The sequence below is a fragment of the Collimonas humicola genome, from assembly GCF_018304945.1.
Taxonomy (GTDB): domain Bacteria; phylum Pseudomonadota; class Gammaproteobacteria; order Burkholderiales; family Burkholderiaceae_D; genus Collimonas; species Collimonas humicola.
The window spans coordinates 516,906-540,016 of sequence record NZ_JAGQEE010000002.1 but is presented as its reverse complement, the minus strand read 5'-3'; the positions used below and the strand labels follow the sequence as shown (position 1 = coordinate 540,016).

16 protein-coding genes are annotated in these 23,111 nt (G+C 52.9%); 9 read left to right on the top strand and 7 right to left on the bottom strand.

From position 1 onward, the window contains the following. The first annotated feature begins 223 nt into the window (after positions 1–223). The 7 genes from KHU30_RS11150 to KHU30_RS11120 all read left to right on the top strand — a co-directional run bounded on the left by KHU30_RS11150 (position 224) and on the right by KHU30_RS11120 (position 8,555). Positions 224–3,004: a type VI secretion system Vgr family protein gene (locus KHU30_RS11150; RefSeq protein ID WP_211442701.1), complete on the top strand. Its 2,781-nt coding sequence runs from the start codon at positions 224–226 to the stop codon at positions 3,002–3,004. A 124-nt stretch (positions 3,005–3,128) separates the two neighbouring features. After that, positions 3,129–5,096 carry a phospholipase D-like domain-containing protein gene (locus tag KHU30_RS11145; protein WP_230427320.1) on the top strand — a complete coding sequence of 656 codons (1,968 nt, stop codon included), beginning with the start codon at positions 3,129–3,131 and terminating at the stop codon, positions 5,094–5,096. A gap of 179 nt (positions 5,097–5,275) precedes the next feature. Then, positions 5,276–6,127: an SEL1-like repeat protein gene (locus KHU30_RS11140; protein WP_230427319.1), complete on the top strand. Its 852-nt coding sequence runs from the start codon at positions 5,276–5,278 to the stop codon at positions 6,125–6,127. 191 nt (positions 6,128–6,318) lie between these two features. After that, entirely contained in the window at positions 6,319–7,350 is a 1,032-nt protein-coding gene (locus KHU30_RS11135) for an SEL1-like repeat protein (protein WP_211442699.1), read from the top strand. Positions 7,351–7,390: 40 nt separating this feature from the next. Continuing rightward, complete coding sequence (locus tag KHU30_RS11130; protein WP_211442818.1) at positions 7,391–7,606, top strand: DUF6396 domain-containing protein; 216 nt, start codon at positions 7,391–7,393, stop codon at positions 7,604–7,606. A 2-nt stretch (positions 7,607–7,608) separates the two neighbouring features. Then, complete coding sequence (locus KHU30_RS11125; protein ID WP_211442698.1) at positions 7,609–7,887, top strand: PAAR domain-containing protein; 279 nt, start codon at positions 7,609–7,611, stop codon at positions 7,885–7,887. Between the two features lie 35 nt (positions 7,888–7,922). Continuing rightward, positions 7,923–8,555 carry an ABC transporter ATP-binding protein gene (locus KHU30_RS11120; RefSeq protein ID WP_211442697.1) on the top strand — a complete coding sequence of 211 codons (633 nt, stop codon included), beginning with the start codon at positions 7,923–7,925 and terminating at the stop codon, positions 8,553–8,555. Positions 8,556–8,650: 95 nt separating this feature from the next. Here KHU30_RS11120 and KHU30_RS11115 read toward each other — a convergent pair whose 3' ends face one another. Together KHU30_RS11115 and KHU30_RS11110 are read right to left on the bottom strand one after the other, a co-directional pair. After that, positions 8,651–9,361 (bottom strand): phosphoribosyltransferase, encoded by a 711-nt coding sequence (locus KHU30_RS11115; RefSeq protein WP_230427318.1) that lies wholly within the window; start codon positions 9,359–9,361, stop codon positions 8,651–8,653. Between the two features lie 539 nt (positions 9,362–9,900). Beyond that, entirely contained in the window at positions 9,901–10,644 is a 744-nt protein-coding gene (locus KHU30_RS11110) for an SDR family oxidoreductase (protein WP_211442696.1), read from the bottom strand. Between the two features lie 99 nt (positions 10,645–10,743). On the opposite strand from KHU30_RS11110, the gene KHU30_RS11105 reads away from it, so the two are divergent. Both KHU30_RS11105 and KHU30_RS11100 read left to right on the top strand, forming a co-directional pair. Beyond that, positions 10,744–11,679, top strand: coding sequence for an AraC family transcriptional regulator (locus KHU30_RS11105; RefSeq protein ID WP_211442695.1), 936 nt, complete (start codon positions 10,744–10,746; stop codon positions 11,677–11,679). A 194-nt stretch (positions 11,680–11,873) separates the two neighbouring features. Beyond that, entirely contained in the window at positions 11,874–13,715 is a 1,842-nt protein-coding gene (locus KHU30_RS11100; RefSeq protein ID WP_211442694.1) for a 3'-5' exonuclease, read from the top strand. Positions 13,716–13,906: 191 nt separating this feature from the next. On the opposite strand, the gene KHU30_RS11095 is transcribed toward KHU30_RS11100, so the two are convergent. From KHU30_RS11095 to KHU30_RS11075, 5 genes are read right to left on the bottom strand one after another with little or no spacing between them, the layout of a single operon-like run. Then, positions 13,907–14,833, bottom strand: coding sequence for a DUF5655 domain-containing protein (locus KHU30_RS11095; protein WP_211442693.1), 927 nt, complete (start codon positions 14,831–14,833; stop codon positions 13,907–13,909). A gap of 37 nt (positions 14,834–14,870) precedes the next feature. Continuing rightward, the gene (locus tag KHU30_RS11090) at positions 14,871–18,122 is read right to left on the bottom strand and encodes a type I restriction endonuclease subunit R (protein ID WP_211442692.1); all 3,252 of its coding nucleotides are present in this window, start codon (positions 18,120–18,122) and stop codon (positions 14,871–14,873) included. A gap of 36 nt (positions 18,123–18,158) precedes the next feature. Next, positions 18,159–19,532 (bottom strand): restriction endonuclease subunit S, encoded by a 1,374-nt coding sequence (locus tag KHU30_RS11085; RefSeq protein WP_211442691.1) that lies wholly within the window; start codon positions 19,530–19,532, stop codon positions 18,159–18,161. Continuing rightward, positions 19,529–20,554, bottom strand: coding sequence for a PDDEXK nuclease domain-containing protein (locus KHU30_RS11080; protein WP_211442690.1), 1,026 nt, complete (start codon positions 20,552–20,554; stop codon positions 19,529–19,531). Before KHU30_RS11080 ends, KHU30_RS11085 begins: the two co-directional genes overlap by 4 nt. Further along, the gene (locus tag KHU30_RS11075) at positions 20,551–22,884 is read right to left on the bottom strand and encodes a type I restriction-modification system subunit M (protein WP_211442689.1); all 2,334 of its coding nucleotides are present in this window, start codon (positions 22,882–22,884) and stop codon (positions 20,551–20,553) included. Before KHU30_RS11075 ends, KHU30_RS11080 begins: the two co-directional genes overlap by 4 nt. Positions 22,885–23,111 lie beyond the last annotated feature (227 nt).

The window sequence follows — 23,111 nt, the reverse complement described above, 5'->3', positions numbered from 1 at the left end:
TTCCACGGCGCCGCCCGGCCAGCCTCACAACCGCCCGCCGCGTCTCAAAACGCCCACAACAGTGTTAATTCTTGCAAAATTCGCCTGCCATGGGCATTTCCTTTTGGCAATTAAAGCCGCCAGCGGGTATGATTGAATGAGATTTTACCAACTAGTACATCAGCAAAAAATATTGTTGAAATGATATTTTGCTGCTGGCAGTTCAATTCCCGGGGGCCCCCGCATGAGTAGCTTGTTTCAATCCCTGTCCGCCTTGATCCAAGGCCGGCAGAACAACCGTATTCTTCGGCTGTCCTTCCCCCACGACGACGGCCCGCACGCCCAGCTGCTGGTGAACAAGCTCAACGCCGTCGAAAGCCTGTCGCGCGATTTTGACTACACCGTGGAATTGCTGTCCGATGACGCCGAGCTGGCCCTGAAGGATCTGCAAGGTAAGCTGTTCTGCGTGGAGCTGGTGCGTGGCGATGGCAGCCTGCGTTATTTCACCGGCTACTGCTTCGAATTCCGCCTCGCGCGCACCGACGGCAATATCGCCTTCTACCAGGCCAAACTAGGACCCTGGACCCACTACCTGCGCCTGCGCAAGGACAACTACATCTTCCACGGCAAGACCCTGCGCGAGCAGATCGACAGCATCTGCGCCGACTACGGCACCTTGCCCGACTGGGATTTCCGCGTCAGCGGCGCAGACCCGGTCATGACGGACGCCATCCAGTTCGACGAAAGCGACCATAACTATCTCCATCGCCGGCTGGAAGCGGCCGGCCTGCTGTACTACTACGAACATACCGACAAGGGCCACAAGCTCATCATCACCGACGATTCCACCCAGGCCGCGCCCATCGACGGCGCAGAGGAAATCCGCTTCCAGCGCCATGGCGGCGCGATAGAGGAAGACGGCATCGGCGAATTCTCCCCGGTGCGCCAGATCGTTCCCGGTTCCGTGTCGCTGTCTGGCTTCAACTTCAAGAGCCCGGTGCCGATCCATGCCGGCGTGCCGACCCTGAACAAGCAGGGCAATGTGCTCGATGTCGAATCCTACGAATATGCCGGCGCCTATGGCGTCAAGGGCGTCCAGGATGCGGACAAGCTGTCGCGCTTGCGCATGGAAGAGATCGAAGCGGCAGGCAAGCACTTTACAGCGGCGGGCAACAACCGCTACGTGCTGCCGGGGCGCTGGTACCGCCTGAGCGGCCATTTTGCTTCCAGCCCGTTTGCCAGCCATGAAGACGCCGGCAAGAATGAATTCCTGATCATTTCCGTCCACCACATCGCCAGCAACAACTACCTGCAGCAGGCAAACGAGAAGGCCGAGTACCGTAATGAATTGACCTGCCTGCGCAAGACCATCCCCTGGCGTCCGGGCCGCAATTACCATAGCGTCAACACCAGGATCCTGTCGCCGCAAACGGTGACGGTGGTCGGCCCATCCGGCCAGGGCAGCATCCACACCGACGAATACGGCCGCATCCGCGTCCAGTTCCACTGGGACCGCATCGGCAACAACGATGAGCGCAGCTCGGCCTGGGTGCGCGTGGCTAGCTCCTGGGCCGGCGGCGAGCTGGGCGCGAAATCCATTCCGCGCGTCGGTTCGGAATGCCTGGTGCAATGGCTAGACGGCAATCCCGATCGCCCCATCGTCACCGGCAGCGTCTACAACCAGCGCAACATGCCGCCGTGGAAGCTGGCGACCCAGCAGTCCTTGATGGGTTTCAGGAGCCGAGAGCTCACGCCCAACGGCGGCAACCAGCCCGGCGGCAGGAGCAACCACCTGGTGCTGGACGACACCAACGGCAAGATCCAGGCACAGCTCAAAAGCGACCACCAGCACAGCCAGCTGAGCCTGGGCAGCATCAGCCGCATCGAAGACAATGCGGGGCGCAAGGATGCGCGCGGCGAGGGCTGGGAATTGCGCACGGATGGCCACGGCGTGGCGCGTGCGGCCAAGGGGATGCTGATCACCACCGAGGCAAGGAACAACGCTGCTGCGCATATCAAGGATATGGGCGAGACGGTCAGTCGCCTGACCTCTGCACGGGACCAGCATGAGTCGCTGGCCGATGCGGCGCAGCAGGCGGGGGCGCAGGAGAAGCAGGGGCAGCAGAGTGATGTCGCGCAAACCTTGAAGGCGCAGAATGATGCGATCAAGGGAGGTAGTGCAAGCGAGGAGGGCAGTTTCCCGGAGCTGTCGCAACCGCATCTTGTGCTGGCCAGTCCTGCCGGGATTGAGACTACGACCAGCGGCAGTACCCATATTGCCAGCACCCAGCATACGGCACTGACTACCGGCAAATCCCTGTCGATTGCCAATGGCGACAGCCTGTTTGCCAGCATTGCAAAAACCTTCCGCTTGTTTGTACAAAAGGCCGGGATGAAATGGACTGCAGGATCAGGCGACATTGACATGCAGGCACTGTCGGACAGCATCAACCTGCTGGCCAAATTGAATATTACGCATACCGCCAACCGCATCACGATCGCCGCCAAAGAGGAGTTGGTGATCAACGGCGGCGGCAGTTACGTCAAGCTCAATGCAGGCGGCATCGAGCACGGCACGAACGGCGCATATGTGGCGCATGCCGCTACGCACAGCATGCCTGGACCGCAGAACTTGAACATGAAGATAGCGATGCCGCCTAAAGGCGAACTCACCGGGAAAGGTGCTTTCCATCTCGGCAGTCACGCAGCCGCCAGCGGACGCGCGAGCGCCGGTTTGCCAGTCAAGCTTTATAAGGATGGCGCGCTGGTGGACCAGGCACCGCTGGATAAGCAGGGCAACGTAGTGTTCAAGCACGATATGGATTCGCAGGCCAAGTACAAACTTGAATTGCCGAACGGCCAGCACTACAACATCGATCCCAACGCACAATCCGAGCAGCACAAGACCAGCGCCGGCATGGGTTATCACGGTTACAGCAATCCGGGCGGCTCCCTGACTGACGATCATCAGCAGCTGGAGCAGGACAGATTGCAGGCAAATCCCGCCACACGTAAAGAACAGTAGAACGATAGCGTGATCCTCAATTTCATCCAATATGTCAGCGGCTCCTTGGGTTAGGGCTATCTGCAATGGGAAAAGCAGTGTCGACCAATAACTTTAATTCTTCTTATAGAAGCAAAATATAGCCATGTCCAATATGAATGACAACGCGCCGCTGTATGGCCTTGGGTCGTACTACGATGCCAACTCCAGTCCTTACCAGTGCATGGCTATCCCTTGGTGGGTACAGACTCCGCATCCGACCTATTATCCTCGGCATGGTTGTAAGATCGAACCATTGATTTGTGGCGAGAGAGTGTTCAGCCATATTTCGAGAGATATTAAAAAAGCCAAGCAAACCGTCGATATCATTACCTGGGGCTTCGATCCAGGCATGGTACTGGTGCGCGGTGCAGCGGGAGAGGTCGGGCAACGTTACGGAGAGTTACTGGAGGAAATCGCAACCCGCAAAGATAATCCGGTCATCGTCAGGCTGCTGGTATGGCACGACGACGTGATGTCCATGAAGCTCATGAAGAATATCCCTGGCTACTATGGATTACGACATCCGAGCGTAGGTTCTGCGGAAGGCGGTTATTACAGCGAGAGTCACCAAAACTACAATGCCAACTGGTTCGAAAGAGTCTGCCGTGGAGATATTCCCAATATCATTTTCCACGTACGCTCTGTTCCAAGCAGCCTGCTCAACCAGTCGCTATCAGGCGAGCCGTCAGTCCCGATAGGAGTAAAGGGTGCTCTGGCCGAGCTGTACGCGGCGCATCATCAGAAAATGGTGCTGATCGACTATGAAGTTCCAGCCAAGGCAGTTGGCTATGTGATGGGACATAACTCCATCACCGATTTCTGGGATAGCGACAAGCACGTATTCCGCGATCCTCGCCGCGAGACTTTTTACAAGGCCGATCCTGCGCGTGCCTGGGATCAAGGCCCCAGCCTGGATCCGGCCGGGGGGCTTTATGTGCCCGGCTATCAGCCTTCACAGAACGATCTGGATGCAAAGGCGCGTGCGGTACAAGCCTATTTGGATAGGAACAGCTACGTTACCAAACCCTATCAAGATGTATCCAGCCGTCTGCAGGGACCGATACTGTGCGACGTCAATCACAATTTCTGTGAAGCCTGGAAAGAATCAGAACGCCCTAGCTCACATTTCATGGACTGCTACTGGCTGGTGCAAGGGTTTTCATCAAGATTGAGCAGAACGCCCAACATGTTTCGCGGTGTGCTAAGCGACGTAAGTGATTTAGTGCACAGCGAGCTCGATTCAAAATTTATCGAACGCCGTAAAAAAATTCTCTCGAATGCCTTCAGCCTGCCCGGTGAAGACCATAGCGTGCAACTGCTTCGGACCCAGCCTATACACGGCGAAAAGGCGATCAAGGAATGCTACGCAAATCTGACACGGCAGATACACCACTACATTTTCATCCAGAATCAGTATATTCAGTATGATTCCTGGGCCGACCATCTCAAGGAATGTGTCCAGCGCTTGCGTACGACCGGCTATCAAGAGCAAATCTACGTATTCCTGCTGACCTCGACGCCTGAACGGGACGGCATGGATTTGCCGACCTATAGTGTGGTCAGCAAGCTTGGCACCAGTGAGACTATGACTGTAGAACATACGGAGGCTGTAACGAAAGCCAAGGAAGGCAAAGGAAAAATGCCGGTCAGTGTCAAAGAGATGCAGGATATGGGCATCAATGTTGTTATGGGTTCGCTGTGGACATGCGCCGAGACGCCGGCAAAAGAAACCGACTACGAGGAAATCTATATCCACGCCAAGGTTGCAGTTGTGGACGACGCAGCGTTCACGCTGGGTTCAGCCAACCTCAACCTACGAAGCATGGCAATCGACAGCGAACTCAATATACTCAGCCAAGCTATGGATGTCGCTTATCGGTTGCGCTCTGATTTGTTTGTGCAGTGTACTGGGGACCTTGGGCCTATGCAGTTTGGGGATATGGATAAAACATTTCAAAGTTGGGGGGATATGATGAAAAGCAACGTCAATCATAAAAAAAATATTGAGCCGTTGAAAAGTCAATTGCTTTCCTTTCATGTCGACCGTCCTTATGGTTCACCTGTTGTCTGACCATGAACCATACAAGTCGCCGTTGGTTAGTTATTTTCGTCTTGCTAGCTGCAGTCGCAGCTGGTGTTTTCTTCGCCGTTCACCATATACGTTATAAAGCCATGCACGCCATACCTCCTGGACTCACCCGATTTGATGTCAGCGCACCTCCTCCTGCTTGTGGACGCTGGAAGGACCACATGCCTGCTACACGCGATCCCGAGATTTATCGCTCTTATATCGAAGCACGAAAGATTTGGCGCAGCAAGATTGGATGGAAACTGACCCACGAGGAAGCGCTGCGAATTCTGAACGATGTGACTCAGGCGTCGCAGAAAGGCGACTGGGGTGCTCGTGCCCTATTAGCGTCTTTCTATCGTGAGGGACTCGGTGTCCTGCCGTCCAATCATGTTCTAGACCCCGATCCTGTCAAAGCGGTGGGGCTAACCCGCTTAGGTGTTGAAGCTGGCCAGCCTTGGGCCTTCTACGATATGGGTGTTGCGTATGAACATGGTGATGGCGGCGTTCCTTACGATGTGGATATCGCTTGGGCCTATTATCTGAAGGCAGCGGAACTCGGCAGCCCAGAAGCACAGATGGCTCTTGCTGATGCCTATAGCAACGTCAAGCGTTTTGATGCCGAAAAAATAATGTTGCAATGCGCTTATAAGCAAGGATATGGGGCAGCGGCTGATGCTCTTGCTGTCAAAGCACGGGGGAGCCGACTATATCAGGAGGCTATACAGCTATATCAAGATGGAGTGAAATTTGGTGGCTATGCCAGCGCGTCCTCCCTTTACCTATTGTTTGATGACGGCAATTGGTCTACTTCCGACAAAGATGAAAAAGAGGCTCTTAAAGCCTTGGGGATTACTGCGGACCCTGAGCGATCCCTGCGTTACAAAGCCATTGCGGAGGCATTAAAAATTAACCCTGACCTCAAACTGATCCGCCTTGACCAGGTGCTGCCATTACCTCCAGTCAAGCTGCCAAGCTGGAACGGTATTGAAGATGCGGTTGAGCCAACGTCTACAACGTCGCCTACTTATTGATTTCAATGTGACAGCATGAATACCCATCCATCTGCCACAGATGCATATCGTCGATGTACGAAAAAAATCGGCCTCGCGCTGTTTGGGGGTATGGAGAAGCAATGTAAATCATACGAAAACTCTGAGCCCATTCAAAGCCAATTGCAGCCCTTTAATGTGAATCGCCTACACAGTGCGTCCGTCATCTGACCATGCGCTATACAAGTCGCCACTGGGGAGCTATTTTCGTCTTGCTGGCTGCAATCGCAGCTGGCGCTTTCTTCGCCGTTCATCATTTACGTTATAAAGCCTTGCACGTCATACCTCCTGGATTTACTCGTTTTGACGTTAATGCTCCACCACCGGCCTGCGGGCGCTGGAAAGAACATATGCAAACCACCCGTGATCCCGAAACATATCGTCTTTATATCGAGGCACGTAAGGTTTGGCGCAGCAAGATTGGGGGGAAACTGAGCCACGACGAAGCACTGCGAATTCTGACCGATGTGACTCAGGCGTCCCAGAAGGGTGACTGGGGTGCCGTTGCCCTGCTAGCGTCTTTCTATCGTGAGGGATTAGGTGTCTTGCCGTCCAACCACGTACTGGACCCCGATCCGGTTAAAGCAATAGAGTTAACTCGGCGAGGTGTTGAAGCCGGTCAGCCTTGGGCCTTTTACGATATGGGTGTCGCTTATGAACATGGGGATGGCGGTGTTCCTTACGATGTAGATATCGCTTGGGCGTATTACCTCAAGGCGGCTGAACTTGGCAGCCCAGAAGCACAAATGGCATTAGCTGATGCTTATGGCAATGCAAAGCGGTTTGACTCACAAGAAATGATGGAGCAATGCGCCTACAAACAAGGAAGCGGAGCGGCAGCTCTGGCACTTGGCGTGGATAGACGAGCCTCGAAAAAAGACTTCAAGGAAGCTATAAAATATTTTCAAGACGGAGTGAAATTTGGAAATAAAGATTGTGCTGATGCTCTTTCCCAGCTATTTGAAGAGGGCTATTGGGTGACTTCCAATATGGAAGCGAAAACAATCCTTAGAGATCTGGGCATTGCGGCAGATACCGAGCGATTTCAGCGTTATGAAGCAATTGCCGATGCATTAGCGATCAATCCGGATCTCAAGCTGACACGTCTAGATCAAGTACTACCACTTCCTCCCGCAAAACTACCAAGCTGGAACGGATTTGAAGATGCCATAGAGCCGGCTTCAACAGCACCGCCGACTTATTGATGTCTCCTTAACTATAGGAAATGGGTTAGATGCAAACTATTTGCGTAGCGAATTTCGAGAGGTTGACGGCCTCGCTCCTAATGGCATAGACAATGCGCCCGCAGATGGCTATGAAGTATTTACCGATGCCTTGCAACACAACCCAGATCTGCGCTTCCCGAACCTGGATAAAGTCTTGCCGCTCCCACCTGCTAAACTGCCTCACTGGAACGGCAACAAGATTGATTTACTCAACGCCGCTAAACCGGCCTTATAACCATGCCCCTCACAATTATTACAGTCGGCGACGATACCGACCACGGCGGTAAAGTCATCAGTGGCTCGCCTACACACGACATCGGCGGCAAACCCATCGCACGCCTTGGCGATGAAGTTAACTGCCCGCAGCATTATCCGGACGGACGGCCGCATGGCGTCAATAAAATCATCACCGCGCATCCTACCTTTACGGTCGGCGGCGTTCCTGTCGCTGTCCAGGACTGCGTGACGGAGTGTGGCTGCAAGCTGATCGGCAATGCACACGCGTCTGTCGGCTAGCAGATAACGACCCCGTAAATCAGTAAACCCACGCCATGAATCAAGATCAACCAGCCATCCTGCAAGCCGCCAACCTGACTTTCCACTACCCCGGCCAGGAGCTGTTCAGCAACTGGTCAGCCGCCATCCCTGCCGGCGTCACGCTGGTGCGCGGCGGCGATGGGCGGGGCAAGAGTAGTTTGCTGCGTTTGCTGGCTGGCGATCTGGCGGCGCAGGGCGGCCGCCTGGAAATCGGCGGCGTGCGCCTGGATGAACAGCCGGATGCCTATCGGCGGCAGGTATTCTGGGTGGATCCGCGTTCGGAAGCGTTCGACCAGATGACGGCGCGCGAGTATTTTGCGTCCTTGCATGCCGCGTATCCCGTGTTTGACGATGCGCGGCTGCCGGCGCTGACGGAAGGGCTGTCGCTGACGCCGCACCTGGACAAGAAGCTTTACATGCTGTCTACCGGCAGCAAGCGCAAGATATGGCTGGCGGCGGCGTTCGCCGCCGGCGCCGCGGTCAATCTGCTGGATGATGCGTTTGCCGGGCTGGACAAGGCGTCTATCAATTTTGTCGTGAAAATGCTCAACCAGGTTGCCGGCGATCCGGCGCGGGCCTGGGTGATTGCGCTGTATGAGGCGCCGGAGGCGGTGGACTTGGCGGCTACGGTGGACTTGGGAGACTGAGGCGATCGTGGCGCCGGTGGCGCTGATCGTGAGCGGGATCGCCTGGCGCAGCAATTTACGATTTCAGGTTTGCACCGGCGTATGCGTTCGGCGGTCTACAGATGCCGGGCATGGTCCCGCAGCTTGCGTTGCGCCTGCAGCTTTGCAGCTTTGTCGAGCAGCCCTACTACTTCATCATCACCGGTTTGACGGAAGTCGTCATACCATACGCCGACCGCATAAAAGGGCTCGGGAGTCATCAGAAAAACGGCTTCGTCGGCCTGCGATTCAATCTGCCGCACTCCTTCCGACGCGGCGACGGGAACCGCAACGACAAGGCGCGCCGCTTTGGCCTGGCGCGCGGCATGGAGGGCGGCAAGCATGGTCGAGCCGGTCGCCAGGCCATCGTCAACGATGATGGCGACCCGGCCCGCCAATTGCGGTGCGGGACGGCTGGCCCGATACAGCTTTTCGCGCTCAGCCAATTCCTGGAGTTTGCGCTGCACCGTTGCTTCGACTACCTCCATCGAGATATCAAAATGCTTCAGTATGTCGGGCTGCATTACGCACAGGCCGCCGCTGGCAACAGCCCCCATCGCACACTCTTCGTTTCCGGGGACGCCGAGCTTGCGTACGAGCAGGACATCGAGCGGGATTCCCAATGCCTTGGCAATCGCAAAACCGACAGGAACGCCGCCGCGCGGCAGCGCCAGCACAATCGCATCCGCACGTCCGGAATAAGCACCCAGTTGCCGCGCCAAGCGCGCCCCGGCTTCCGTGCGATTCTTGAAACGCCTCGCTTCAAACATATGCGCTCCCGGTTTCATGGGCGACGCCGACGCCATCTTCCTCAACCACGCCCGGCTTGCATCCAACGACAACGCCGACCTGCGATTCGTTGTCAATCCGGCCTGCTCCAATGCTCAGACGGGATATCGTTGTGGATTGCCCCGCATTGATATTGAACGTAAGAACCCGCTGTCGCAGCAACGATCAAGGCGACTGCTATCACGTTCCAAAGTATCGATTTCATCTCCGCCACGCTTCGTCCTACTGGAAGCTTCATATTACGCCGCCCGGATCAATTGTTCGACAAGCGGCCACTAAGCGACGCCTGCCATCCGCCGGCGCCAGTCTGTTGCACCGGTAAACTCGATGTGGCGCCGATGTTTTTTTGGCAACATGTGTCGTCTGTTGCCATCTATTTCTCCACACCGGTTGCCCCCCCCCCCCAGCTTCTCATTTACTTGAGAATAAAGATTTGACCACCTGTTTTAAATTAAGAGGTGTAAGAACCTGTCGCCGCTGAGGGCGTTCGCGGCGAGTCATCGTCCGCCGCGTCCCGGTTAAGGCGCGGACGTTGAGTTCAACATGATTCGGCCAGCGCCACGGCGTCGGCGCCGGCAGCAATGCGGACAGGGCTCGACGGGTCATTCGCCGCCTGCCACACCGCTTCCGCCACATCCTGCGCCCGCGTAACTGCAGACGATTGCCCCCATCCCGCAAACACGCTCTTTGCCAAATCAGCATACGCCTCGGGGATGCCGTTCTGTATCCGGGGCTGGGCGTTTTCACCGAAGCGTGTCTCTGGCGCCCGTCCCGGCAGCACCAGGTTTACCCGCACATTGAATTGCTGCAGTTCCAGCGCCAGCGACTCGGTGAAGGCGTTGATGGCCACCTTGCTCGCGGTGTACACGGAGAGCAGGGGCAGCGGCCTTAGTGTCACGGTCGATGTGACGTTGACGATGACGCCAGCCTGGCGTTGCCGGAACTGCGGCAGCACCGCCTGGATCATCGCCATCGTACCGAGGGTGTTGGTCTCGAAGACGTCGCGGGCGGTTTCCATCGTGGTGCCTTCGAGAGCGCCCAGCATGCCGATGCCGGCGTTGTTGACCAGGACATCGATAGGTCCGGCGTCCGCCACGGCCCGGCGGATGCTGTCGGCATCGGTGACATCAAGGGCGAGCACGCGCAAACGCTCGGAGCACAGCAGCAGGTCCTCGCGTGGGGTGCGCATGGTGGCGATGACTTGCCAGTCGCGGGCCAGGAAGTATTGAGCGGTTGCAAGGCCGAAACCGGATGAGCAGCCGGTGATGAGGACGGTTTTCATGGGGACTCCTGTAGGTGGTTTGGTGTATTGAGACTGTAGCCCAGCGTATCCGGACGTACTACAATCAGGAGTCCAGGTTTCATTAGCAGGAGTCCAGTCATGGTCGATCCCCTCGCAGAAGTTGTCACGCTGCTGCAACCGCAAGCCCGGTTCTCGAAATACGTCAGCGCCGCCGGCCCCTGGCGGGTGCGCCGCTCGGAAGCCGGGCAACCGTTCTACGGCGTCATCCTCGGCGGCGGCTGCCGCCTGGCGACCGACGGCCAAGAGCCGATCCACCTGCAGCAGGGCGACTTTGTCCTGATCCCCGCGGCGTATGGCTTCACCATGTCCAGCCTCACGCCGGTAGCGGAGGACTGCGATAGCGCACCCATCATGCTACCCCACGGCGAATTCAGGCTTGGCGCGCAGAGCGGACCACCAGATGCGCAGATGCTGATCGGCTACTGCGTCTTCGGCTCGCCGGACGCGGCCTTGCTGGTGTCGCTGCTGCCGCAGCTGTTGCACGTGCGCGGCGAAGATAAACTTAGCAACAGACTAACCACATTGGTGCAGCTGGTAGGAGACGAATCCCGCGCGCAGCGGCCCGGGCGAGAAGTCATCCTGGCGCGCCTGCTGGAGGTGCTGCTCATCGAAGCCCTGCGCTCCGCGGCGGGGACGGGAGCCTCGCCCAGCCTGTTGCGCGGGCTGGCCGACGAGCGCCTCGCGGTGGCGATACGGCGCATGCACGAAAGCATGACCCGGCCCTGGACGGTGGCGCAGCTGGCGAAAGAGGCGGCGCTGTCGCGCTCGGCGTTCTTCGAGCGCTTCAGCCGCGCGGTAGGTATCGCGCCGATGGCCTATCTGCTGGCCTGGCGCATGGCGATGGCCAAGGATCTGCTGCGGCGGAAAGAGGGCGGCGTTGCTGAGGTGGCTGAGCGGGTTGGGTATGGTTCTGCGAGCGCGTTCAGCGTTGCGTTTACCCGGCATGTGGGATTGGCGCCGACGCGTTATGCGCGGGAGGTTGATGGAATCGTGGAGCCTGTTGCCGCGATATAACGAGTCGCGTTTTGCCAATCCAAGAATGCTGACAACGCGTTGCGGCTCACGAAATGGGCAGAAAATTGCAATCCCTGCACTAACAAACGACTAAATAAGGTGGATAAATCCTCCTTGTCTAAATAATATCGACCCGACGTGTCAATACTGCAATAACACGAGTAATATAGACGTTACCAAAAGGAAACGTTTATATGGCGACACTTATCCCCGCAATAGGCTCCTGTTCTTCCAGAATGACTTCAGGCGAAAGGCGCTTTGCGCGTCGGCTGGAGGAAAAGCTGGAGGCCGATTATCTGTGCTGGTATGACGTCTCCATCGGCGAGAAGACCAAACACCCGGATTTTGTCATCGTCCACCCCAGCCGCGGCTTGCTGGTGCTCGAAGTCAAAGACTGGAAACTCGACACCATTCAAAGCATCGACAAACAAACCACCTGCATCCTCACCGACCAGGGCACCAAGCATGTATTGAATCCGTTAAAGCAGGCGCGCGATTACATGTTCGCCGTCACCAATCGGCTTGAGCGCGATCCGCAACTCATATTTCCAAGCGGATCGCAAAAGGGCAAGCCAGCCTTCCCCTACGGCCATGGCGTAGTGCTGACCAACATCAGCCGCAGACAATTCGACGGCACCGACATCGGCGAAGTGATTCCGCCGCATCTGGTCATTTGCCAGGACGAGATGCTGGAAAACGTCGACGCCGAATCGTTTCAAAAACGCCTGTGGGATATGTTCCCGCTCAAATTCACCCGGCTTTTGTCCGTGCCGCAGCTTGACCGCATTCGCTGGCACATGTTTCCAGAAATCCGCATCCCGGCGCAGCAAGACATGTTTGAGGATGCCGGACAAAAGATGACTGAAATTCCGGACTTGTTGCAAGTCATGGATCTCCAACAGGAGCAGTTGGCCCGCAGCCTAGGCGAAGGTCATCGCGTCATTCATGGCGTCGCCGGATCAGGGAAGACACTGATATTGGGCTATCGCGCGGAACATCTTGCCAAGCTATGCCAACGTCCGATTCTGGTGCTTTGCTACAACAAGACTCTGGCGACAAAACTTGGCAGCATGATTGAAGCTAAAGGGCTGCAAGACAAAGTGCATGTCGTCAATTTTCACGCCTGGTGTGCTCGCCAAATAAAAACCTACAACGTCGGAATGCCGCCTCAGAATTTCAACAAGAACAGTTTCTTCGAGGCTTGCGTTGAGAAGGTCATTCAGTCCGTCGACAACAAACTCATCCCGTCTGCGCAATATGACGCTGTGTTGATCGATGAAGGGCACGATTTCAAACCTGAGTGGTTCAAGCTGGTGGTGCAGATGATTCATCCGGATTCCAACTCATTGTTGGTGCTTTACGATGATGCGCAGTCGATTTATGGGGGCAAGAGGAAGCTGCGGTTTTCATTCTCCAGCGTTGGTGTGCAAGCGCAGGGGCGCACCACCATTCTTAAACTGAATTATCGAAACACCGCTGAGATTTTATCGGTGGCACGTGCATTTGCCGACGATCTGCTATCGCAAAACGATGCTGAAGACGATCAGGCGCCAACTCTTCTTCCCATGAGCACTGGGCGCAGGGGACCCAAACCGCTGCTGGTCAAATTCCCGACTTTGAAAGACGAAGCAGACTATCTCGCCGAGAGGCTACTTGAAGCTAACAAGACAGGCACTGCCTGGAATGATATTGCGATCATCTGCAGGCACTATGCGACCGGCAGCACACTTGCAGATAGCCTGAAACGAAGAAGCATTCCATTTGAATCGCAAATGGATAAAAAGCATTCTTACAATCCCGCGGACAACAGCGTCAAGATCGTCACTATGCACAGCAGCAAAGGGCTCGAATTTCCGATGGTCTGCATTCCCGCTCTCGGCGCAGAGGCCATTGCGGATGAGGATCTTCATGACGAGGCGCGCTTAGTCTATGTTGCGATGACTCGGGCGACGCATGAATTAATCATGACGCATGGGGAGCAGACTTTGTTTGTTGAAAAAATGCGGAAAGCTATGCAGACGTTGCAATCTTTATGATTCATCAGGGTTTTCTGTGGGGCATTGAAACTGGATACAGGTCAAGTCCGCCGCAGTGGAAGTAGACAACGACCTTGAATTTGGTCCCGGTTCGATTTATACCTATAGCCACCTGCGATTGTGCAGACAGTGTCCGCACAATCTCCACTAGCCATTGCTGTTATTTCTCGTTTCGAAAATCAACAGTATCACTATGACGACCGCCCTTCGTAGGCCATTTGAATCAATGACTTTGCCAAATCGAACTCGCGAGAATTAGCAATACTCAACTCGATATCTCCTGTACCCCAGTGCCCGGTCTCACGTACATTCCGGGCGTTTTCGGGCAAGACACCTAGCTGATCAGGATCCAGATGTAGAAAGAGTAAGAAGCGATTTTTTTGGATGACTATCGTCGCAAAGTTTTTCAAACGAGTGAATGCAAGGTAAAGCTTAAGCTCTTTGCGTTGTACGTCATCACCAAGCGAGAGAACATAGTCCTCCATCGAAGCCAAGAGCTCGGCCATTTCGCGAGAAAGCTCCTGCAAAGATTCAGCCACATGCTTATCGGAGCTACGCGCTCTTATCGCTGTTGTAACTGGGGGTCGATCCGAGCCAGTCGTTGTACGCGTTGAGATTGGTGTATTGGCCGATTCAAGCAACAATAACTCAGAGCCGAACAAGCGATAACGCACCAACTCGATCTGACGATTGATCTGCTGTACCGCATGCCCGTCATATTTTGTGAAATCTGAAGCAACGCAAATCAGGCGTGGGGCACTCCAATCAATAAGATCCGCAGCTGGCTTCCCGAGCTTATCCATGACAAGTAATTTAAACTCAGCTTGGTGATCCATCAGCCAGTCCAGGTAGAACAACCCCTGGTTAATCACATTCTCTGAACTTGACCTTTTGTATTCAAGAATCACCGGACAGTGGTTCTCATCTAGACCAAGCGTATCGATGCGCCCAGCGTGGGTTTTACCGGTCGAATATTCAGTTGCCAGGAAGCGAATACCGAGCAAAGGTTCCAGATTGTTCTCTATCAGGATTTGCAATGGCTTTTCAAGACCAGAAGCATCTCCTTGGAACTCTTTGGCTTTACCATTTTGCAGACGAAAGAGCTTGATGTCGCTCATAGGCACAATAATTTACGTTTTTTTTCAGCACTCAAAATTAATTCTCCGATCTCCGAGTCAAAATATCAAAAATAACCTTAGAAAACATCTTCGCCTTACTAGGATCAGACAAGAGCTGCATCATCTGATTCTGATGTGCGGCGCTGCTGTCCATCACAGCATCGTCCACTGCCTTAGGGAAATCACCCAGCATCGCCTGCTCCGGACTGTTGGAAAGTAGCTGACGCATCACCAGTTCGTTCTCACGCACCTTGTCGCTGATAGTAGTGGCGTAATTCACCATATCCGCTTCTGTCAGTTGATCGGTGATGAATAGTTCGTTGAGGCGGTGCACGATCTGCGATAAAAATTCGACTTGCTTGTCTTTGGCCTTGGCCGTACCTACTGCATCGCCTGGTTCCAGCTTGTACTCATCCGACTCTTGCATGATTAAATGTTGCTGGCGAATTTTCGATACGCGGTAGTGGCTCAACACGATACTGCTGAGATCGATCTCATCTTCATCCATGATGGTTTCGCGCAGCATGGGGCGTAGATTGCGAGCGTAGAGGCTTAATTTTTCCAGGTCTTTGTCGTCGTAATCGACAATCTGCGACATGAATTCATAAAAGCGCACGAAGGTAGCTAGATCTTTTTTGAAAATTTCCAGCGCGTCCTTTTCTTTCTTGCATTCTTTCAAACTGCTCTCAGCGTTGGCAATCAACACTGCATCGGCGGTTTTCTTGGTGCGCTCAAACATATCGCGGGCGTGTTTGTAGGCCTCTACTGCTGATTTATAACGCTTCTGCCAGCGTTCGACGGCGGGTTTGCAGATATTCGCGATCGCCGCATTGCTCTTGCTCTTGACGAAGAAGGCGTCGCAAAACTGCTCTACCTCTGTCCAAGTAAAGATGCCGGAAGCACGCAGCTTGTCGTTCAGATCAAAAATCAAATCTGGATCAGACACATCGGCCAGCTCTGCTGTCTGGAAGTAAGGTTGGAAGGCGGTGAGGATATCTTCTGGCGCGTTAAAGAAATCCAGTATGAAAGTGCCGGTTTCCTTCTTGCTTGGGTAAATACGATTCAGGCGTGATAAGGTCTGCACACACTCCACCCCAGCTAGCTTTTTATCGACATACATGGCGCATAGTTTGGGTTGATCAAAGCCGGTCTGAAATTTATTCGCCACGATCATTACTTGATAATCATCGGTGTCAAAGGCTTTGCGCATGTCGCGCCCTTTTAACCGCGGGTTCATATTCATTTCAGTGTATTTATTACCTAGTACCGCTTCTGAATTTGGATCTTTGTCGCTAAATTCCACTTCGCCCGAGAACGCCACCATCGCATGGATCTTTTGATAGCCCTGCGTTGTGATGTAGTTGTCGAAAGCCAGCTTATAACGCACGGCCTCTTTGCGTGAGCTGGTCACCACCATCGCCTTGGCTTGGCCATTGAGCAAACCCATCACATGGGTTTTAAAATGCTCGACGATAACTTGTACCTTTTGGCTGACGTTGTAGTCGTGCAGGCGTACCCATTGGTTCAGCTTGACCTTGGCGCGCTTGCTCTCGACCTCTTGATCGGCATCCTTCATCTTCATCGCCAGGTTATAGGCGACTTTGTAATTGGTGTAGTTCTTCAGCACATCCAGAATAAAACCTTCCTCAATCGCCTGGCGCATGCTGTACACATGGAAGGCTGCGGGCTTATTGGTCTTGGACGGTGCTTCCTCCGGGCGCGGCAAGCGGCCGAATAGCTCTAAAGTCTTGGTTTTCGGCGTGGCGGTGAAGGCTAGATAACTCAGATTTTTCGAGGCGCGACGCGAAGCTACTGCGGCATCCAGAATATCGTCGGTGGTCAATTCGGCTTCATCATCGCCAGTGGCTTCCACCATCAGCACTTCTTTAAGCTGTCTTGCTGTAGAGCCGGTTTGTGAAGAATGCGCCTCGTCGGCAATTACAACGTAGTTACGTTCTTTCAGGCTGACGCTGTTTTCTATCGCCTTCAGCACAAATGGAAAGGTTTGTATCGTGACGATAATAATCGGCTGCGAGTTTTCTAAAGCCTTGGCGAGTTTTTCTGATTTAGAACCATCACCTTCCTGATTATTAATCCGCCCAACCACACCGTCGGTATGCTCAAACTGGGCGATGGTGTCCTGCAACTGCTCATCCAGCACGGTGCGGTCTGTGACCACAATCACGGAATGAAACTGCTTATTGCCGTTGCCGTCATACAAGGACGAAAGTTGATGTGCGGCCCAGGCGATGGAATTCGATTTGCCCGAGCCGGCGCTGTGCTGTATCAGATACTTCTGCCCCGGCCCTTCGGCACGCGTCGCCGCCAGCAGCTTGTTCACCACATCCCACTGGTGATAACGCGGGAAGATCAGGCTTTCTTTCTTATATTTTCGGCCTTCCCAGTCTTCTTTTTCTTCTATCTGCAAATGCACATAACGCGCCAGAATCATCAGCAGGTTTTTCGGCAATAAGACTTCATTCCACAGATAATCCGTCGCGTATTGCGTCAGTACTTCCGGCACATCATTGCCTGCGCCGCCCTCAGCCGTACCCTTATTAAACGGTAAGAAATAAGTGTCATCACCCTCCAGGCGCGTCGCCATGTACACCTCGTACTGGCTCACGGCAAAATGTACCAATGCACCGCGCTTAAAGCTAAGTAATGGTTCTGGCTTTTTGGCGATGGGGTCGATCGGCAAGCGTGTAGTGCGATACTGCTTCATTGCACTATGTACTGCCTGCTTGAACTCTGACTTCAGCTCCAGCGTAGCGACCGGAATGCCATTCACAAACAACACCAGATCAATCCGCCATGCCTTCGCTTTGGTACCCGTCTCAGCCAATTGCGCTGGTGTCGCCCGCGGGCTATACACCAGCTCAGGCACCACCCGCAGGCGGTTTTGCTGATAGCGTGCTAAGGTGTCCGGGTTCAAGTCATGCTCCGGTGCAAACTGACACATGGAGAAGCGCGTACCGCGATCCCGCAGCTCGTGGCGCAATACGCCCAGCGTGCCGAAGGTACGCATTTCTTTATTCGCTGCATTCGGGTCGGCTTTATTCAGTTGCGTAGCCAACCGTTCCAGAAATTTTTGTTCGGGGTTATTGGGGTAAAGCGCACAAAACTTTTGCCATTGCTCGTCTTGCGTGTCTTTGACAAAGCCAAGCGCATCTTCCGGATACAAGGCCAGTTCACGGTTGTAGTGTTCGGCCTTGCCGAGCAGCCAGCCATTGGCCAGCAGCTGCCGAACCATGTCGTTTTGAAAGGTGAGTTCGTTTGCTTTACTCATAGACTTTGTTTTTCTTGGTTTATCCGGGCAATCGCATCAAGCGCATGCAGGTTCTGCTGCTACGTCCTCTAATTCAGAAACCGGCACTGGCTGCCAGTCACGTACATCGATTTTTCCAGTGACTGCGGCGGAGATTAAAGCTGTGCGGCGTTCTTTAGAGAATTCAATCTGCCTATTTGCACAATCAATTGCTTTATCAAAGCCAGCACACTTTTCTAGCAATATTTTAGCAATTAACTTCGCCTCGCTAATCGGAGGTCTCGTCACATGAAGATTCTCTATCACACCCATACCTATATTTTGCTGAGTTCCGAAACTCCAATTGAGTTCAACGGCCTCCTTAAAATTTACGGATTTCAAAAAATTCAGAATAAAATATGGATCAGATGTTTTGTCGCATCGAATTACAGCTAATGGCGACCAAATATTGAATTGAGCATCAGTTTCATTAATTGCGGTTACACCCGTTGTGGCACCAGATTTCACCATATAAATGTCAAATTTTTTTGGTGAATATTTTTGTGAATATCTTTCGTTATCTTTTTGAGATATATGTGCCCTGATCTTTTCGAAATCAATTCGACCAGACGACACAGCTTCAGCCGAAATAAACGGCACACCACTATCCAAAAAATTCGGCGTTTCGTGTGGACCGTCTGTCACAGGAATGGCTACCATATGCTTTATAGCTAGAACGTCCCAATGCGCCGGTACTTCACCTAACCACTCCACACCTGAGTCCCGCATGGGGGCGTTGGGATTGAGGCCTTTGGTAACGGCATGACTAATCACTGCCTGCTGCTTTTCTTTGAGCAGTTTGATCAGCCCTTGCTGCTTCGCTATCAGGGCATCGATCTTGGCGGTTTCGTGATCGAGAAATTGAAATATTTTTATTTGTTCGCCTTTTTCCGGCAATAGTAATTCGATCCGCTGGAACTCTTCAGGATCTAAGTCCCATTGATTGACCCGAATACCTTTTGATTGTCGAAGATATTGAGCAATGTATATTGGATGCCGTAGTAAATAGTGAATGTATTTCGGATACGCAAACTCGAAAAGCTGTGGCGTTGGTTTGTATACGAAATATGCAGGGCTAACAATTCCTTCAAATTCTGATATTGCTATTGATCCTTGCCACGTCTTCATTTTATTCATCACCAGATCATTACGTTCAACCAATTGATACGGTGTTAGATCCTCTGACGGCTTATTGTTATTATCATCACGACTTGACGTTGGAATAACGCCATAATCTCTATAAACAGAGAGCATTTCTTTATCAATATGGTTTGTTCTCTTTATTCGTTTAAATAACCTCCCGACTGGAACTGTTTTCCAATGTTCAGGTGCGTCACCCAACCAATCTGTCGGGGTCTTTTTATATTTCTCATAAGCCTTATACCGACTCATAACCCGTCCCCCTGCGCAATATTCAACAGATAAAATTCATGCAGTTTCGCTTGCAGCAGTTTTTTATCTGGCAATTGGGTTTGGTATTCGGCGATCATGGCCGGTGACAGGCTGCGGCTTAGTGCATACTCAACCACTTCATCATCTTTGCTGGCGCACAGCAGCACGCCGATGGTGGGATTTTCATGCGGTTTGCGGTGATCACGATCCAGCGCTTCCAGGTAAAAATTGAGTTTGCCTAAATGCTCCGGCTCGAACCGATCTACTTTCAGCTCAATCGCTACCAAGGCATTTAAGCCACGATGAAAGAACAACAGATCTAGCGCAAAATCTTGTGTGCCGACCTGAATGGGGAATTCACTGCCGACAAAACAAAAGTCACGACCGAGTTCTAACAAAAAATGCTTCAACTTGGCCAACAGACTGTGATGCAAATCGGCTTCGCTATGATGTTCTTGCAAGTTTAAAAAATCGACAACATAACTGTCTTTAAATACGCTCAGTGCTTCAGGATGCGTTTGTGTCAGCACTGCTGACACTTTTGCCGGATTAAGTACCATCCGTTCAAACAATGCAGCCTTAAACTGGCGTTCGAGTTCACGACTAGACCACTTCTCCTTAATTGCCATCTTGATATAAAACTCGCGCTCCTCAGGATGTTTGCTACGGCTGAGGATGGTGAGATTGTGCGTCCAAGGCAATTGTGTCAGCAGCGCTGACACAATTTGATCGTGTTGATAGGCGTCATAAAACTGGCGCATACGGAATAGATTGCGACGGGTGAATCCCGTTAAATTTGGTTGCGTGGCGGCAAGATGATTGGCCAGCGCATCAACAACACCATCACCCCATTCTGCGGCTTGCAATTTACGACTGATATACGCGCCTATTTGCCAATATAGTTCAATGAGCGCGGTATTGACGGCCTGATACGCATGCTGGCGTGCCGCATCAATGAGTTGCACAACTTCAGCAAACTCTAGATGTTCCGCACTTTCCTGGACCTTGCTTACTTTCGTCATGAATGCACCTCTTGCAGCAACTTCATGATCTCGGCACTGACCGCATCGAGATCGGCATCAATTTCAGCCAGATCTCGCGGTGGCTGGTATTGGTAAAAATGGCGATTGAACGGAATCTCGTAACCGACGATACCGATTTGCTGGTCTTTGCTGTCCTTCTTGCTGGCGTCTATCCAGGCGTCTTGCACATGCGGTTGCACTTCTTTTTTGAAATAGGCCTCATTGATCTCGTTGACATTTTTACTCGGATCGAGCGCGACGTTTTCTGCATCACGTAGATCGCCGTCGGCCTTGTATTCGACAGTTTTACCAACGTTATCGCCTTCGCCGGCAAACAAACCGTAAATCGGGTCGGTTTTGCTTTTGTGGATTTTCTTGATGACTTTTTGCGCGTCGGGGTTCTTCCAGCTGACGGCCGCTTCGATGGCTTTTTTCTCTTTGGCATCCAGGCCGATACCTTGTTTTTTCGCAGCCTTGGCGAGTACATCGTCAAAGGCATTCATGTCATCAAACTGGGCGCTGCCAATGGTCACTTGCAATCTGTGTGTTTTGAGCATGATGACTAATTGATCGCACCATGTATGGCGATCCAGAAGGTCTTTGATTTGCTTCTCTTTGAGATCGGCAAAGTGCAGTTTGATGTAACGGCGTATGGCGTCCTGGTGGCTGCTGAGGTCGCCATAGTTTGCAGAGAGTTCTGCATCTATCCATGCCGCGCCGTATTCTGCATACGTCCATTGCATCACCGCATTGAGCGCACCCGACTCAAAACGTAAACTGGCTATGCGTTCATCGCTGAATTGGTAAGACATACGCAGCGGGCGTTCTATGGTGATACGCCGATAGCCAAACTCGTGGGTCTTAAAGATTTTGGCAGCAAAGGTTTTGGCTGCTTCAGTTTTGGGATTGGCAGATTGGCGGCCCCGACTGCTCTTTTGTTCGGCAGGTTTATCCAGCTCACGCGCATCGACCACTTCAAAATCGCCGAAGCATTTGGTGATGGTGGCGATGTCGCTGTCATCCATGACATTGCGCTTGCTGCCCAGCGATTTGCGCATTTTGCCACACAGGTTCACGCCATTGATCAATTGCACCAGCCCTTTGCGTGCCTTGGCTTTTTTATTCGATAGCACCCAGACATAGGTGGAGATGCCCGTGTTGTAGAACATGTCGGTAGGCAGCGCGACAATGGCTTCGAGTAAATCGGCTTCCAGAATATAGCGGCGGATTTCTGACTCGCCCGAACCGGCGCCGCCAGTAAACAAGGGCGAGCCATTGAGAATAATGCCGATACGCGCTCCGCCATCAGCTGAATCACGCAACTTGCTGATCAGATGCAGCAGAAACAGCAGCGAGCCGTCCGAAACCCGTGGCAAACCTGCGCCAAAGCGGCCGTCAAAACCTTTTTGACTATGTTCATCATTGATCTCTTGCTCGATCTTTTTCCAATCGACGCCAAATGGCGGATTCGACAGCATGTAATCAAACTTGTCGGCATACAACTGATCATTCGAGAGAGTATTGCCGAGTTTGATATTACTGACATCCTGCCCTTTGATGAGCATGTCGGCTTTACAAATGGCATAGCTTTCTGGATTCAGTTCTTGCCCATAGGCGCGCATGACAGCTTCGGGGTTGAGCTCATGGACGTATTCCATGCCTGATGACAAGAAGCCACCAGTCCCGGCCGTAGGGTCGTAAATGGTGCGAATAATACCGAGCTTGGTCAGCGCTTCATCATCTTCCATGAACACCAGTGAGGTGGTCAGGCGCACAATGTCGCGCGGGGTGAAGTGTTCGCCGGCAGTCTCGTTCGAGCCTTCAGCAAAGCGGCGGATGAGCTCTTCAAACACCAAACCCATATCGTGATTCGATACTGCCTTGGGGCTGAGATCAATGGTGCGCACTTTTTGCACAACCTTATAGAGCAAATTGGCGTCGTTCAACTGGCCGATGAATTCGGCGAAGTTAAAGTATTCAAATATCTGACGGGCGTCTTTGGAAAAGCTTTGGATATAACTTTCCAGATTGGCCTTGATGCCAGCTTCGCCCAACTTCGACAAATCCATCTTTGACGTATTGAAAAACGACAGACCACCCGCAGCACGCAAGATCATTTTCTCTTGCGCTTCTTCCGGCAGATTCATCGCCTGTATTTTTTGTTGCTCGGCGAGTACCGCCTCTTTAGTGGGTTCAAGCACACATTCCAGACGGCGTAATAGGCAAAACGGCAGAATAATGCGGCCATATTGGCTTTGCTTGAAGTCACCACGCAGAAGATCAGCGATTGCCCAAGAATCTGAGGCCAGGTTGTTGGTGGTTTGAGTCATGGATTATTGTTTGAGACAAATAGGGTGGATAAAGCAGGGCAGTAGTGGGTTTGCGGCGGTACATGCTGAATACGACTGGCAAACCCCGTATCACTGTCATTTTATGGTGAGGAATATATTACCCTATGGGCAACATAGAACATAAAGAATTGAAATAACGATTAGCCCGTTTATGTCGATACGCCCGGCGCGGAAGCGAATATGCGCAAAAAAATTGCCAATGCATC

What these genes read in the sequence shown, in the direction of transcription:
- KHU30_RS11150 (WP_211442701.1), top strand. Translation starts at nt 224, where the DNA reads ATGAGTAGCTTGTTTCAATCCCTGTCCGCCTTGATCCAAGGCCGGCAG.
- KHU30_RS11145 (WP_230427320.1), top strand. Translation starts at nt 3,129, where the DNA reads ATGTCCAATATGAATGACAACGCGCCGCTGTATGGCCTTGGGTCGTAC.
- KHU30_RS11140 (WP_230427319.1), top strand. Translation starts at nt 5,276, where the DNA reads ATGCCTGCTACACGCGATCCCGAGATTTATCGCTCTTATATCGAAGCA.
- KHU30_RS11135 (WP_211442699.1), top strand. Translation starts at nt 6,319, where the DNA reads ATGCGCTATACAAGTCGCCACTGGGGAGCTATTTTCGTCTTGCTGGCT.
- KHU30_RS11125 (WP_211442698.1), top strand. Translation starts at nt 7,609, where the DNA reads ATGCCCCTCACAATTATTACAGTCGGCGACGATACCGACCACGGCGGT.
- KHU30_RS11120 (WP_211442697.1), top strand. Translation starts at nt 7,923, where the DNA reads ATGAATCAAGATCAACCAGCCATCCTGCAAGCCGCCAACCTGACTTTC.
- KHU30_RS11115 (WP_230427318.1), bottom strand. Translation starts at nt 9,361, where the DNA reads ATGAAACCGGGAGCGCATATGTTTGAAGCGAGGCGTTTCAAGAATCGC.
- KHU30_RS11110 (WP_211442696.1), bottom strand. Translation starts at nt 10,644, where the DNA reads ATGAAAACCGTCCTCATCACCGGCTGCTCATCCGGTTTCGGCCTTGCA.
- KHU30_RS11105 (WP_211442695.1), top strand. Translation starts at nt 10,744, where the DNA reads ATGGTCGATCCCCTCGCAGAAGTTGTCACGCTGCTGCAACCGCAAGCC.
- KHU30_RS11100 (WP_211442694.1), top strand. Translation starts at nt 11,874, where the DNA reads ATGGCGACACTTATCCCCGCAATAGGCTCCTGTTCTTCCAGAATGACT.
- KHU30_RS11095 (WP_211442693.1), bottom strand. Translation starts at nt 14,833, where the DNA reads ATGAGCGACATCAAGCTCTTTCGTCTGCAAAATGGTAAAGCCAAAGAG.
- KHU30_RS11090 (WP_211442692.1), bottom strand. Translation starts at nt 18,122, where the DNA reads ATGAGTAAAGCAAACGAACTCACCTTTCAAAACGACATGGTTCGGCAG.
- KHU30_RS11085 (WP_211442691.1), bottom strand. Translation starts at nt 19,532, where the DNA reads ATGAGTCGGTATAAGGCTTATGAGAAATATAAAAAGACCCCGACAGAT.
- KHU30_RS11080 (WP_211442690.1), bottom strand. Translation starts at nt 20,554, where the DNA reads ATGACGAAAGTAAGCAAGGTCCAGGAAAGTGCGGAACATCTAGAGTTT.
- KHU30_RS11075 (WP_211442689.1), bottom strand. Translation starts at nt 22,884, where the DNA reads ATGACTCAAACCACCAACAACCTGGCCTCAGATTCTTGGGCAATCGCT.